Annotated in this window: 13 protein-coding genes; 1 reads left to right on the top strand and 12 read right to left on the bottom strand. The window is 68.6% G+C overall.

The features are described from left to right. Window positions 1-6 precede the first annotated feature (6 nt). On the top strand, window positions 7-1,029 hold the full coding sequence (locus tag HWX22_RS16095) for a LacI family DNA-binding transcriptional regulator (protein ID WP_175912412.1): 1,023 nt from the start codon (window positions 7-9) through the stop codon (window positions 1,027-1,029). A 9-nt stretch (window positions 1,030-1,038) separates the two neighbouring features. Here HWX22_RS16095 and HWX22_RS16090 read toward each other — a convergent pair whose 3' ends face one another. From HWX22_RS16090 to HWX22_RS31785, 12 genes are all read right to left on the bottom strand, one after another. Further along, the gene (locus HWX22_RS16090; protein ID WP_175912414.1) at window positions 1,039-1,899 is read right to left on the bottom strand and encodes a carbohydrate ABC transporter permease; all 861 of its coding nucleotides are present in this window, start codon (window positions 1,897-1,899) and stop codon (window positions 1,039-1,041) included. Beyond that, window positions 1,896-2,765 carry a sugar ABC transporter permease gene (locus HWX22_RS16085; protein WP_059819375.1) on the bottom strand — a complete coding sequence of 290 codons (870 nt, stop codon included), beginning with the start codon at window positions 2,763-2,765 and terminating at the stop codon, window positions 1,896-1,898. The genes HWX22_RS16090 and HWX22_RS16085 overlap by 4 nt, the downstream gene beginning before the upstream one ends. A gap of 34 nt (window positions 2,766-2,799) precedes the next feature. Then, window positions 2,800-4,038, bottom strand: coding sequence for an ABC transporter substrate-binding protein (locus HWX22_RS16080; protein ID WP_059526600.1), 1,239 nt, complete (start codon window positions 4,036-4,038; stop codon window positions 2,800-2,802). Window positions 4,039-4,226: 188 nt separating this feature from the next. After that, on the bottom strand, window positions 4,227-5,435 hold the full coding sequence (locus HWX22_RS16075; protein ID WP_175912418.1) for a porin: 1,209 nt from the start codon (window positions 5,433-5,435) through the stop codon (window positions 4,227-4,229). Between the two features lie 171 nt (window positions 5,436-5,606). Further along, window positions 5,607-6,545, bottom strand: coding sequence for a helix-turn-helix domain-containing protein (locus tag HWX22_RS16070; RefSeq protein ID WP_059819686.1), 939 nt, complete (start codon window positions 6,543-6,545; stop codon window positions 5,607-5,609). 59 nt (window positions 6,546-6,604) lie between these two features. Next, window positions 6,605-7,195 carry a DUF3156 family protein gene (locus HWX22_RS16065; RefSeq protein ID WP_175915995.1) on the bottom strand — a complete coding sequence of 197 codons (591 nt, stop codon included), beginning with the start codon at window positions 7,193-7,195 and terminating at the stop codon, window positions 6,605-6,607. Further along, window positions 7,192-8,694, bottom strand: coding sequence for an APC family permease (locus tag HWX22_RS16060; RefSeq protein WP_175915994.1), 1,503 nt, complete (start codon window positions 8,692-8,694; stop codon window positions 7,192-7,194). The genes HWX22_RS16065 and HWX22_RS16060 overlap by 4 nt, the downstream gene beginning before the upstream one ends. A gap of 252 nt (window positions 8,695-8,946) precedes the next feature. Further along, entirely contained in the window at window positions 8,947-10,287 is a 1,341-nt protein-coding gene (locus HWX22_RS16055; protein ID WP_175915993.1) for an aspartate aminotransferase family protein, read from the bottom strand. 88 nt (window positions 10,288-10,375) lie between these two features. Further along, window positions 10,376-11,878: an aldehyde dehydrogenase family protein gene (locus HWX22_RS16050; protein WP_059527187.1), complete on the bottom strand. Its 1,503-nt coding sequence runs from the start codon at window positions 11,876-11,878 to the stop codon at window positions 10,376-10,378. A 223-nt stretch (window positions 11,879-12,101) separates the two neighbouring features. Next, on the bottom strand, window positions 12,102-12,842 hold the full coding sequence (locus HWX22_RS16045; protein WP_175915992.1) for a helix-turn-helix transcriptional regulator: 741 nt from the start codon (window positions 12,840-12,842) through the stop codon (window positions 12,102-12,104). 318 nt (window positions 12,843-13,160) lie between these two features. Continuing rightward, on the bottom strand, window positions 13,161-14,039 hold the full coding sequence (locus HWX22_RS16040) for a neutral zinc metallopeptidase (protein WP_059819382.1): 879 nt from the start codon (window positions 14,037-14,039) through the stop codon (window positions 13,161-13,163). A 163-nt stretch (window positions 14,040-14,202) separates the two neighbouring features. Beyond that, window positions 14,203-14,399: hypothetical protein (locus tag HWX22_RS31785; protein WP_208456624.1), on the bottom strand; the 197-nt coding region annotated here is incomplete at its 5' end.

Genomic DNA, 14,399 nt, shown 5'->3' with positions numbered 1-14,399 from the left:
GAATCGATGACTGACAAGGAAAGAAAAACGTGGGTGACCGCGTCGGATGTCGCCGTGCGGGCCGGCGTGTCGCGCTCCGCGGTGTCGCGCGCGTTCTCACCGACGGCGAGCATCGCACCCGAAACGCGCGAACGCGTGATGGTGGCCGCGCGTGCGCTCGGCTACCAGGTCAACCTGATCGCACGCGACATGATCACGCAGCGCAGCAGCATGATCGGCGTCGTGACGGCCGGGTTCGAGAATCCGTTCCGCGCGCGGCTGCTGTCGGACCTGATGGCCGCGCTCGGCCAGCGCGCGTTCACGCCGCTGGTCACCAATGCGGATGATCCGCATCAGGTCCGGCAATCGCTCGAGCGGCTGCTCAGCTACCGGATCGCGGGCCTCGTGATGACGTCCGCGTCGCCGCCGCTGTCGGTCGCGCGCCAGTATCTCGATCACCGGATTCCCGTCGTGATGATCAATCGCGAAGCGAACCTGCCGGGCGCGGACGTCGTCATCAGCGACAACGCGGCGGGTGCCGCCCATGCCGCGCAACGGCTCGTGCGGGCCGGTGCGCGCCGGCTCGCGTTCGTCGGGCCGCGCACCGCGAGCTACAGCGCACGCGCACGTGCGGATGCGTTCGGGCAGGCGCTGCAACGCGGCGACGCGTTCGATGCGGCGCTCGTCCACGTGATCGATACGCACTCCGATACGCATGCATGCGGCATCGACGCCGCGCGGCAACTGTTCGCATCCGGCGAGCGCCCGGACGGCGTGTTCTGCTCGTCCGACCTGCTCGCGCTCGGCGTGATCGACGCCGCCCGCGACGCATTCGGCCTGCGCGTGCCCGACGAGGTGCGCGTGATCGGCTTCGACGACATTCCCGCCGCCGAATACGGCGCGTATCGCCTCACGACGCTGCGCCAGGACACGCAAGGCCTCGCGCACGCGGCCGTCGATCTGCTCGCCGACCGGATCCAGACGTTCAACGGCGTATCGCGCACGCGTGTCGTGCCGGTTACGCACGTGGTCCGGCACAGCTGCGCGTAACCTGTCGCGTCACTTCAGCCCGCCCGCGAAGCCGCGCAGCAGGTAGCGTTGCACGTAGCCGGCCACGGCAAGCGTCGGCAGCGACGCCAGCAGCCCCGCGCTCATCAGGTCGCCCCAGTCGATGCCGTTCTCCGTCACGTAGCCGGCGATGGCGAGCGGCAGCGTGAAGCGGCTCGGCGTCGACACGAACAGCAGCGCGATCAGGAACTCGTTCCAGGCGGCGATGAACACGAAGATCGCGGTCGCGATCAACCCCGGCGCGCACAGCGGCAGCACGATCTGCACGAGCCGCCGCGCGAGCCCCGCACCGTCGATGCACGCGGCCTCCTCGTATTCGACCGGCACGTCGCGCACGAACGCGAGCAGCATCCAGATCGCCATCGGCAACGCGTAGATCTGGTAAGCGAGCATCAGCCCGAACGTCGAATCGAGCAGATGCAGCCGCTTCGCGAGCGCGAACAGCGGCACCGCGATCGTGATCGGCGGCATCAGCTTCAGTGCCAGCACGAGCATCAGGAACAGCAAATCAAGCCGGGCCGGAAACCGCAGCCGCACGAGCGCATACGCGGCCGGAAACGCGAGCGTCAGCGCGAGCAGCGTCGTGCCAAACCCGACCAGCAGCGAATTGGCGAGCGGCGCGCCGATGCCGTTCGACCAGACCGACGCGAAATGCTCGAGCGTCGGCGCGGCCGGCACGATCCGCAGCGGATGATCGAGGCGCTCGAGCGTCGGCATGAACGCCGCGCCGGCCATCCACAGGCACGGCAGCAGCAACAGCGCGAGCGCGGCGACGCGCAGAATCCACGGCACCGCGCGGCCGAATGCGGCCCCCGTTCGCGCGTGCGCGATGCCCGCGGATCGCGCCGTCATGCGCGCCGCTTGCGAACCGTCTGCCATACGTACCCCGAAACAAGCAGCGCGGACGCCGCGAGCATCAGCACCGACGCGGCGCTCGCCGGCCCGACGTTGAAGAAGCGGAAGCCCGTGTCGTAGATGTAGGTCGACAGCGTCTGCGTCGCGTTGCCGGGGCCGCCGCCCGTCAACGCATAGACCTTGTCGAACAACTTGAACGTGTCGATCGAGCGCAGCAGCAGCGCGAGGCCGATCTGCGGCGCCGCGAGCGGCAGCGTGACGTCGCGCAGGCACTGCCACTCGCTCGCGCCGTCGGTGCGCGCGGCTTCGTACAGCTCCTGCGGGATCGATTGCAGCCCGGCCAGCACGATCAGGAACGCCATCGGCGTCCACTGCCACACGTCGACGAGCGCGAGCGACCACAGCGCGAGATGCGGATCGGACAGCCAGCGCACGCCTTCGATGCCGAACACGGCGAGCAGCGCGTTGAGGAAGCCGTCGAAATTGAGCCAGTTGCGCCAGATCGCCGAGCACACGAGCGTGGACAGCATCATCGGCAGGATCGCGAGCGGCAGCGCGATGCGTCGCCCCGGAAACGCGCGCACGAACAGCAGCGCGAGACCGAAGCCGAGCGCGACTTCGACGAACGATGCCGCAATCGTGAAACGCAGCGTGTTGCCGAAGCCGGCCGCGAACGCGTCGTCGCCGAGCACCGCGCGATAGTTCGCGAGCCCCGCGAACGCGCGGCGGCCGGCCGTGTAGTCGACCTGGCAGAACGAGTCGATCAGCACCTGCGCGACCGGGTACAGCGCGAGCGCGGCCAGCACCAGGAGCGCGGGTCCGAGCAGCGCGACGAACGGCAGGCTGCGGCCGAGGGCTTTCATGCGCGGATTCCGGCTGAAGCGTGGCGACAAGCCGTCACTTGCCGGCCGCGGCCATCGCCTGCGCGATCTTCTGCTGCGCCTGACGCAGCGCGGCGTCGGGTGCGGCCTGCCCGGTCAGCGCGAGTTGCAGCTGGTCGCCGAGAATGCTCTCGACCTGCTGCCAGTCCTTCACGCGCGGCCGCGCACGACCGGCCTCGAGCGCCTTCAATTGATCGGGATACCAGCGGTACTGGCGCACCAGCGCCGGATCGGCGAACACGCTGCGGCGCGTCGGCGGAATGCCGATCCCGGCGAGGCGCGTTTGCGTATCGCGCGAACTCAGGTAGGCCAGGAAGTCCTGCGCGAGCTTCGCGTGCGGCGCGTCCTTCGCAATGCCCATCTGCCAGATGCCGAGCATCGGCGCCGGGCCGGCCGTCTGCCCGGGCGGCGGCTGCAGCGCGATCTGCCCGACCACGCGCGACTGCTTCGGATCGTCGAGCGCCGGAATCCACGCCGGCCACACCTCGATCGACTGCGCGGCCGTGCCGCGCTGAAGCGCATCGCGCACTTCGGCGGCGCCGTATACGTCGACGTCCTTCGGCGCGGAGGCCTTCAGCGCGAGGAACGTCTTCAACGCGGCCTGTGACTCGCGCGAATCGATCGTCACGTTGCCGGCGCGGTCGAACACGTCGCCGCCATAGGCCCACAGGATCGGCAGGAAGCCCGTCACGACCGGGTTGCCCTTGGTGCCGCGGAACACGACGCCCGACACGCTCTTGTCCGCACCGCCGACGGTCTGCGCGATCTTCAGCACGTCGTCCCAGTTGCGCGGCGGCTGCAGCTTGTATTTCGCGAGCAGATCCTTCCGGTACGCGAACATCTCGACGTTGCCGACGATCGGCAGCGCGTACAGCGCGCCCGCCGCGTTGCGCCCGAGCGCGACCGCCGACGGCACGAGATCGGCGTCCGCGAGCGACGCCGGCAGCGGCTTCAGCCAGCCGTTGCCGATGAATTCGGGCGCCCACGTGTCGTCCATCATCACGAGGTCATACGTGCCGGTGCCTTCGCGCATCGACAGCTTCAGCTTCTGGTACAGGTTCGCGTTCGGCAGCTTGAGCAGCTCGATGTCGGTGCCCGGATGCAGCTTGGTGAAGCCGGCGACGGCGTCGGCCAGCCCCTTGCCGTAGATGTCGTCGCGGCCCGCGATGACGAGATCCGCCGCGAAGGCGTGCGAGGCGGCAAGGGACAGCGCAACGGCGGCGGACAGCGCGCGCAGGCGGCTCAGCAAGGTCATGTGGTCTCTCTCGATCGGCGTGGTGGCGAGTCGGCCTCGCGTTGCACACGTGTGCAACGCCGGCGACGCTTCGGGCGTCCTGAAGCGAACGCCATTGTTCACGTCGATCGTTAAGAATTTGTGGCAGGCGGCGGAACCGGCCGGCCATCGCAGTCGGCCGCCCCGCCCGCTTCGCCACGTGCGCGCCGTCAGAAGTTCACACGAATCCCGGCCATCACCGCGAGTTGCCGGCTCGAATTGCTGTTCGCGAGCACCGGAATCTGCGCGTAGTTCACCGCATTGCCGTTCGCGTCGGTGCCGAGCCCCGTGCCGCTCGCGATCTGGCCGATCGCGACCGCATACAGCGCAGTACGCTTCGACAGGCTGTAGTTCGTGCCGACGTTGACCTGATGGAAGCGCGTCGTGCCGCGCCCGTCGGTGTGTGCGGCATTGAAGATGTACGCGACGCCGCCCTGCAGCGCGGGCGTGAACATATACGTGACGTTCAGCTCGCCGATGTCGAACGTGAACGCCTGCGTGCGCGGCTGCGCGCCGGTCGAGAAATAGCGGCTGTCGCCGAGGCGCGTGTGCGTGTAGGTCAGCGCGACCGTCGCCGCGCCGAGCGTCACCGAGCCGCCGGCGCCGAACGCGCGCATCGAGCCGGCGTCCTGGAGCAGGCAGTACATCGCGCCCGGATTGCTGCACGCGAAGTCGCCGATATAGCCGCTCGCGCCGCCGAGCGCCGCGTCGAGCGGCTGGTGCAGGTCGAGATAGCCGACCGAGAACGCGACCGGCGCGCGCGTATAGGTCGCGGCGACCGCATAGCCGCGCTTCGCGGAAAAATCGCCTGCCTGCCCGCCGAAGCTGAACGTGCCGCCGAACGTCAGGCCGTTGAAGTCCGCGCTGGTGAACTTCACCGCGTTGTTGAAGTTGAACGCGGCGTTCAGGTTGTCGACGTCGCCGAGATGCGAGCCGTACGGCGTCGCCCAGTTGTTGCTCGACACGTACGCGCCGAGCATGTCCGTGTACGAGTCGTATTGGCGGCCGAGGCCGAGCGTGCCGATCGAATCCTGGCGCAGCCCGACCCACGCCTGCCGGCTGAACGCCGTGCCGCCCTGCAGCGCCTGCCCGTTCGCGGACAGGAACTGCTGCTCGAGCGAAAACACCGCGTTCAGCCCGCCGCCGAGCGGCTCGGCGCCCTGGAATCCGAAGCGGGACGGCACGAGGTTGCCGCCGCCCATCTGCCATGCGTGGCCGCCGCCCGTGCTGCCGTCGGCGCGCGTGAACTGCTGGTTCGTCGAATAGATGATGCCGGTGTCCACGGTGCCGTACAGCGTCACGCTGCCCGAGGTTTGCGCGTGTGCATGCATGCAACCCAGCGCGGCCGCGCTCGCGGCCAGTCTTCGTCCGATCTTCATGTCCCGCCCCTCTGATGTCATCGATTCGCAGTGCAGATCGATGGTGTTGTCGATATGGGTGACAGGACTCTATCCAGCGAAAATTCGGGACCCTTATCCCAAATCAGCAAACGATGAAGCGAACGGACGACACGCGACCATGCCCGGCGGCACCGTCGCGATGCGCGGACGTCATTCGGGACGCAAGGTTTGCGACGGCAGCTCGCCGAACAGGTCGCGATACTCGCGTGCGAAATAGCCGAGATGCGTGAAGCCCCAGCTCGCGGCGGCCTCGCCGACACCGAGTTGCTGCGCCGAGGTCGTGCGCAGCAGGCGCCGCACCGCATTCAGCCGGATCGTGCGCAGATAGCCGACGGGCGTGACGTCGGCGACGCGCTGGAAGCTCGTCTGCAGTGTGCGGCGGCTGCAGCGCAGCGCGCGGCACAGCTCGAGCACGGTGACGGGTTCCTCGGGCCGGTCGCGCAGATGTTTCTCGCAACGGCTGACGATATCGCTGTAGGTCGCGTGCGTGATGTCGCGGCGCTCGACGCCGATGCCCTGGTCGAGCGCATCGAGGAACATGCCGAGCATCGCGTCGCGGAACATCTTGCGGGTGGCCGCGTATTCGAGGCAGCCGGGGTTGCGCTGCGCGTCGTCGATCAGCGACGACAGCCGCGCGCCGAGCGCGACGCCTTGCGCGTCCGACAGCCGCGTGACGTGCCGCAGCTTGCGCGCGCCGGCCGCGCCGAACTCGGCTTCGCACAGCTCGTCGATCATGTCCGACGCGGCGCTGATCCCGACGAGCCCCATCCCTTCCGGCGTGTGGAATTCGAAATCCTCGCCGGCGCGCAGCGCGAGCAGCGCATAGCCGTCGACCGGCTGGCCCTGGAACGTGCCGGCGAGCGGCATCGACAGCGGCACCGCGAGCGACGTGCGCCCGGCCGGCGCGAGGCCGGTTTGCGCGACACGCCGGTTGGTCGTCTCGCGGAAGAAATGGAACTCGTCGTACAGCACCTGCGTGACAGTGCCCCTGAACCGGCCCGGCGTCATCTGGCGGTAGACCTGATGCCAACCCGCGATCGCGAGCCCGTGGTCATGCACGTCTTCGTGTGAGCGTGACTGGAACAGCATCGGCATCTCCGGTGAAACCCTGAATCCACGTTGCACCGCACGGCGCGCAACGGCACAGCTTACCCCCGCAAAATTCCGCGCAGTGCAGTTTCGAATGCAAGGCAGGCCGCCGACAGCGCGGCGGCCTGCTCGCCGGTCAGGCGGACATAGCGGCGAAACGACGGCATCCGGTTCACGACCTCGCTGCCGCCGAACGGCACGACGGCGAGCGTCCAGCGCCCGTCGCGCGCGGCGATCGTGCAGTCGGTCAGGTGCAGCGGGCGCAGCGCGTCGGCGAATAACGAATCGGCGACGAGCGCGGCCACCGCCCGCACGAATCCGGGGCTGCATCCCGCTGCGGGCTCGGCCGCGACCCCGGTGCGCCGCAGCCAGCCGGTCTGCAGCACGCGGGCATGGCCCTGCCCGGCCGGGCCGTCCGCACTGGTCGACACCTGCACGCTGACCGTATGCATCAGGAACTGACGGTCGACGCGTTCTTCGATGGCCACGTGCACGCCATTCGGCAGCCGTGCCAGCGGTTCGGCGGCGCCGCTGCTCGCATCGCGCGCCGCACCGAGGTCGGCCAGCACGCGCGCCGCAATCGCGCCGGGCCGGTGGCCGGGCGGCGGCGTGTCGGGCGCCGCGCGCCACCGGGCGAATGCGAGCCTCACGACGCGACGTGCTCGTTGCGCAGCACTTCCTCGACCGGCACCGGCTTGAACGGATGCCGGCGCTGCACGATGAGCGTCCAGAACAGCGCGTACAGCGCGGTGAGCCCGAGCATCGCGCCGAACGGCACGTAGATGTCGCGCGCGTTCATGCCGGGCGGCGTGATGTACCAGATCGCGAGCACGATGCCGACGCTCGACACGATCTGCGGCAGCGGGAACAACGGCGAACGATACGGACGCGGCAGATCCGGGCGACGGATGCGCAGCATCACGACCGACGCGGTGACGAGCAGATACGCGGTGCCCCACGCGCAGGTCGCGGCGAGCACGAGGTGCAGGATGCTGTCGAGGTTGCCGTTGATCAGCCACGCATGGAAGATCGGCACGATCGCCGACGCGACGATGCCGACCACCGGCGTCTTGAAGCGCGGATGCAGATACGCGAAGCAGCGCGGCAGCGCGCCGTCGATCGCCATCCCGTACAGGATGCGCGGCAGCCCGGCCATCAGCGTGTTGATCGTCGCGGCGCCCGCGCACAGGAACGCGATGCCGAACCACACGCGGCCGAAGGGCCCAAGCACCTGCAGCGCGAACGCGGGAATCGCGCCCGGCGTGTCGAGCAGATGCGTGAGGCCGTCCGGGCTCACCGGCACGTTCGCGACCTGGCGGCGGATCGCCGCGCCGTACAGGAACATGCAGATCGCGACGCCGACGAGGCCGAGCGCCATCGCGCGCGGAATCGTGCGGCCCGGCGCCTTCATTTCCGGCGCGAGCGGCGTGACGAACTCGCACCCGACGAACATGAACATCGCCATCCCGACCAGTGACAGCACCGCCGGCACCGACGTGCCGACTTCCGAGCCGCCGAACCAGCCGTCGAGATGCACGGCCGGCGCGGCCGCGAGGCCGAGGATGCCGAAGATCATCAGCGACAGCCACATGCCGGCCGTCAGCACGATCTCGAGCTTGCTGAACACCTTGATGCCGATGATGTTGGTGATCGCGAACGTGACGACGAGCCCGACGCCGACGAGCCACGAACTGTTGTGCTTCTCGAACGCGGCGTTCAGCGACTCGAAGTTCACGAGCGCCATGATGCCGCTCAGGATCGTCTCCGCCGTGCCGGCGAACACGTGCACCAGGAAATACGCGGAAATCGTGCCGGTGATCGCCCAGAAGCGGCCGAGCCCGCACGACAGGTAATCGTAAACCGAGCCCGCCGTCGGCAGCATCGCGGCGGCTTCGGAGAACGTCGTCGCCTGCGCCTGCATCATCACGAACGCGATGATCATCGCGACCGCGAACGCCCAGCCGCCCATTCCGAAGCCCGACGTCGCGGTGAGAATCACCGGGCTCGCCATGATGAGGCCGACGGCGCTCGCCAGCGCGGTCGGGAAACCGACCGCGCCCGCCTTCAGCACCGTGCCGCCGCCCGCTTCAGCCGACGCACCGGCGGGCGTCTCGCCCGCGGCGCCGGTCACTCCAGACCATCCCGACATCTTCGTCTCCTTCCTTTTTGGGCCAGCGCCGGCGCTGCGGCGCCCGCTCCGTTCCGTGCTTCGCGGTCGGCCCGGGGGCAGCGCTTCGGCGCGTCGCCACCGGGCCCCTGTCGATCCAATCCGGATCCGATGTCGAGAAAATACGCAGGCAAAATAATCCGGTCATAGCGCAAATCGGCAAACCGGCGGTGGCGAACGGGTTATCCCGCCCTCCACCGCCGGTTCGGCGTCATGCGCTCAGCCGTCACGGCCTCACGCGAACGGCACGGCCTCGAAGCCCGCCGCGAGCGCGTCGACGATCCGGTCGAGCTGCTCGCGCTGGATCACGAGCGGCGGCGACAGGATGATCTTCGTGCCGACCGGGCGCACCAGCACGCCGTGCTCGCGCGCCACTTCCGCGACCGCGTTCGCATAGCCGGACAGCGGGTCGATCGGCTCGCGGGTCTGCTTGTTCGCGACGAGGTCGAGCGCCAGCATCAGCCCCTTGCCGCGCACCTCGCCGACCGCCGCGAAGCGTTCGGGGAACGACTGCAGCGCTTCGAGCAGATACGCGCCCTGCTTCGCCGCGTTCGCCGGCAGGTCTTCCTTCACGACGATGTCGAGGCTCGCGAGCGCGGCCGCGCACGCGACCGGGTGCCCGGCGTACGTGTAGCCGTGCATGATCGCGCCGCCGAAGTCCGCGTTCGCGGCGAACGCATCCTCGATCCGCGCGTTCACGGCCGTCGCGCCGAGCGGCACGTAGCCGGACGAAATTCCTTTCGCGAGACACATGATGTCCGGGCGCACGCCCCAGCCGCGGCTGCCGAACATGCTGCCGCTGCGGCCGAAGCCCGTCACGACTTCGTCGGCGATCAGCAGCACGCCGTAGCGGTCGCACACCTCGCGCACGAGCGGCCAGTAGTTGGCCGGCGGCACGATCACGCCGCCCGCGCCCTGCACCGGCTCGGCGATGAACGCGGCGACCGTGTCGGGGCTCTGGAACTGGATCTCGCGCTCCAGCATTTCCGCGCAGATCCGGCCGAGTTCCTCCGGATCCTGCGTGAACGGATTGCGGTACAGCCACGGCGTCTCGACGTGGAAGCAGCCGGGCAGGTTCGGTTCGTAGTTGCGGCGGAACACCGTGTTGCCGTTCACCGACGCGCCGCCGAAGTGCGTGCCGTGATAGCCCTGTTTCAGCGAGATGAACTTCGTGCGGTCGGCCTGGCCGCGCACTTTCCAGTATTGGCGCGCGATCTTCAGCGCGGTCTCGATCGAGTCGGAGCCGCCCGAGCTGTACAGCACGCGGCGCATCCCTTCCGGCTCCAGCATGTCGATCAGCTTCTTCGACAGTTCTTCCGCGCGCGGATGCGAGATGCCGTCGAACAGCTGGAAGTATTCGAGTTCGTCGAGCTGGCGCACGATCGCATCCTTCACTTCCTGGCGGTTGTGCCCGACGTTCACGTTCCACAGGCCCGCGACGCCGTCGACCAGCTGCTTGCCGGTTTCGTCGAACACGTAACAGCCGTCGCCGCGCACGATGCGGATCGGCTTGCGCCGTTTCATTTCGTTCGGGTGCAGCATCGGGTGCCAGAACTTCGCTTCGTTGTAGCTCATTGCAGTCTCCACTTTCGGATCGTTCGAACCTCGGCCGTGGACGGGCGAGGTTCGAGGTTGTCGGGATGTTCGGAACGGGCGCCGCGCGTCAGTGCGCGATGCACACGGATTTGGTTTCGGTGAAGCCTTCGATCGCGTACTGGCCGAACTCGCGGCCGATGCCCGACTGCTTGTAGCCGCCGAACGGCATCGACGGGTCGAGCGGAATGTGACAGTTCACCCATACGGTGCCGGCCTCGATCTGCGGCACGAGATTCATCACGCGCTTCAGGTCGTTGCTCCAGATGCTCGCGGCGAGGCCGTACGGCGACGCGTTCGCGAGACGCACGGCATCGGCCGCATCGTCGAACGGCACGACGACGATCACCGGACCGAACACCTCGTCGCGCACGATCGCGCTGTCGGGATGCGGATCGGCGATCACGGCCGGCTTCACGTAGTAGCCGGGCAGGTCGTCCGCCGGCGTGCCGCCCGCGAGGAACGTGAGGCCCGCGCGGCGCGCGCCCTCGATGTGCTGGACGACCGTGTCGCGATGGTGCGCAGAGACGAGCGGGTTGATCTGCGCGGTCGTGTCGAGGCCCGCGCCGAGCTTCATCGACTGCGCGACGCCCGCGAGGCCGTCCGCGAGCTGCGCGAACTTGCTGCGATGCACGTAGATGCGCGACGCGGCCGCGCACACCTGTCCCTGGTTAAAGAACGCGCCGGCGGCGACGCCGTCGAGCGCCTGCGCGACGTCGACGTCGTCCAGCATCACGATCGGGTTCTTGCCGCCGAGTTCGAGCGAGAAGCGCGTCATGTTCTGCACGGCCGCCGCGCCGACCCGCTTGCCGGTCGCGGTCGAACCCGTGAACGAGATCTTCGCGATCGACGGGTGGCTCGCCAGCGCGGCGCCGCACGTGCGCCCGCCGGTGACGACGTTGAACACGCCGGGCGGCACGCCGGCGTCGAGGGCGAGTTCGGCGAGGCGCAGCGCGGTGAGCGGCGTTTCCGGCGACGGCTTCAGCACGATCGTGCAGCCGGCCGCGAGCGCCGGAATCAGCTTCCACACCGCGATCATCAGCGGAAAATTCCACGGCACGATCGCGGCGACCACGCCGACCGGCTCCTTGCGCGTATAGGCCGTGTAGCGCGCGCCGGGCGGGAACGGGATCGACACGTCGAGCGTCTGGCCGGTGATCTTGGTCGCCCAGCCGGCCATGTAGCGCACGTATTCGACGCTCGCGCCGACTTCGATCGCGCGCGACACGTGGATCGACTTGCCCTGGTTCAGCGTTTCGAGCTGCGCGAGCGTTTCGGCGTCGGCTTCGATCAGGTCGGCGAGCTTCAGCAGGATGCGCTCGCGGTCGGCCGGGCGCAGCCCGCTCCACACGCGCGTGTCGAATGCGTGTTTCGCGCTGGCGACGGCGCGGTCGACGTCGTGCGCGTCCGCATCCGCGACCGTCGCGAGCCGCTCGCCGGTCGCCGGGTCGTACACGTCGAGCCGCGCGGCCGCGTGCGCGGGCTGCATGGCGCCGTCGATGAAAAGGCCGAAATCGCGTGCGACGAAGGTGCGCACGGTGTCGCTGACCGCGACGAAGTTCGTGGTGCTCATGGGCGTCTCGATGATTGTCATGGCTGGGCCGCGTGCGCGCCGGCATGCGGGTGTCGAACCACTGTATCGACGAGGGATCGCGCCCTGTGAGCGCAAATTGGCAAACGCGCGGAGGATCGACACGCGCGCGAGGCGGGATCGTGGAACGGCGGCGTGCGAGGGCCGCGCTATCGTCGGATGAATCGCGCGGGGGGCATGCGGGTGCGAGGCGGGTGCGAAAAAACTACAGGAACAACGTGCCGACCAGCTCGGTGCGGTTCGACACGCCGAGCTTGCGGTACATCCGCATCAGATGCGTCTTGACGGTCGGCTGGCCGAGCGCAAGATCGCGCGCGATCTCCTTGTTCGAGCGGCCGTCGCGTACGAGGCGGGCGATCTGCTCCTCGCGATGGGTCAGCCGCTCCTCGCAATCGATCCGGTGAATCCCGCGCCGCGCGCGCAGCAGCGGGCACAGCGCGGCTTCGACAACGGGCTGCAACCGTGCCAGCGCGTCGATCTCGCCCGGCGCGAACCGGCCCGCCGTGCTATTGCCCGCGCCACCGCCCGCGTCACCCTTCCCGAAGCGCAGCAGCGAAAACGCGCCGACCGTCCGGCCCGCGTCGTCACGCAGCCAGATCTCGACGACGTCTGCAACATCGTGCCGCCGCAGGAAACGGGTCCAGTATGCGGATGCATCGCGTCTTTCGTCAGGCAATTGGGAAGCGAGCGTCACGACCGCGTGAGCGCCTGCCGCGCAGCGCGACGGATGCAGCGGATCGAGCATCCGGTAGCGCGCGATGTAGGTGCGATGCATCGACTCGGGCATGCCGAACAGATCGAAATCGGCCGGCTCGCCGCTCAGGTCGAGCCGGTAGAACACGATCGCGGACGGGCTCACGAACGCGTCGAACGCGTCGACGCACGCGCGCAGCGCGCGCTGCCAGTCGGCGGCTTCGTGATCGGCGGGAACGGGTGAGGTCGGCATGATGGGAGCGGCCGGCGGCCGAACGCGTCGAAGTTCGGGCCAGCCTACCGGCGCCGAAATGGGCCGGTGAGCACAAATCGGCAATTCGTCTGCGAGGTGGATGGCGGACGCCCCGGCCGTATTGCGACAACCGAATTCACGTCAGGCAATCACGCGCCGCGAGCCGCAGGACCGGGAATGGACGTCGAAGACGATGCGGAACATCGCGCGCGCCGATCGAGCGCGACCGGAACGATCGGCGAAGTTTCCGGAGCGGCCGCGCGTGCGGCTTCGCAACGAAGGCGCGGCGACGTGCGCGCCCCGCCCCGTCGGTCAATATCAGTGCGCGTTCGCGGCGAACGTGTCGCAGGCGCTCACTTCGCCCGACTCCATCCCGCGCCGTAGCCAGTACACGCGCTGCTCGCTGGTGCCGTGCGTGAAGCTCTCCGGCACGACGTAGCCCTGGCCTTGCTGCTGCAGCCGATCGTCGCCGATCGCGGCGGCCGCCTTCAGCCCCTGCTCGAAATCGCCGGGCTCCATCAGCCGCTGGTTCGCGCGCTGCGCGTTGTTCGCCCACACGCCGGCGAAGCAGTCGGCCTGCAGTTCCATCCGCACCGACAACGCGTTCGAGCGCGCTTCGCTCGAACGGCGGCGCGCGGCATCGACCTTGTCGGAAATGCCGAGCAGGTTCTGCACATGATGGCCGACTTCGTGCGCGATCACGTAGGCCTGCGCGAAATCGCCGCCCGCGCCGAACCGCTTGCGCAGTTCGTCGTAGAAGCCGAGATCGATGTACACGTTGCGGTCGCCCGGACAGTAGAACGGCCCCATCGCGGTCTGGCCGGTGCCGCACGCGGTCGGCGTCGAGTTCGTGAACATCACGAGCTTCGGCGCTTGGTACTGCGCGTGCAACTGGGTGTTGAACACGCCCGTCCACGTGCGCTCGATATTGCCGAGCACCTTGCGCGTGAACACTGCGCCGGGATCGTTCGCCGGCGCGCCCTGATGCTGCGTCGGCGCGGGTTGCGCCTGCTGCTGCCGGCCCTGCAGCGCCGACGCGCCTTCGAGCACGACGCGCGGGTCGATCCCGAAAAAATAAGATGCGGCCAGCGCGACCACGATCGTGCCGATGCCGATCGTCGCGCGCCCGCCGCCGAACCCGCCGCCGCCGCGTCGATCCTCGACGTTCACGCTTTCTCTTTCGTCGTCCAGCCTCATTGCCGGCCTCTCCCTGTTCTTGTCGATGGTCCGGCCGCGCGATGGGCGACCGGGCGATCAGCCATCGCGCCTACGCCATCGGCGGACGCGATGTATCCATATCGGTCGCATGCACGCGCCGATGCGCGGGCGCGCCCGCGCCATTTTGCCGGGCTTTTGCGACTCATCGCAAAAATACGGAGGATAGAGCGATTCGGCGCCGAACATCGTCAGCCTTTGCAAAATGACCGCGATCAGCGCTTTCCAATGGAACAGGAGCCTGGACGAGGGTCTGCACTGGCTCTTGCGTAGCGCTTTCGGCGCGTTTCCAATGCAAAAGAGCCTGTTGTTGGCCCGACACGCGCGAGTTGACCGACACCG

It is taken from the genome of Burkholderia sp. BCC1638, assembly GCF_902833195.1.
GTDB classification, from domain to species: Bacteria; Pseudomonadota; Gammaproteobacteria; order Burkholderiales; family Burkholderiaceae; genus Burkholderia; species Burkholderia diffusa.
The sequence above is the reverse complement of the archived record's forward strand: the minus strand, read 5'-3'. Positions and strand labels throughout refer to the sequence as shown.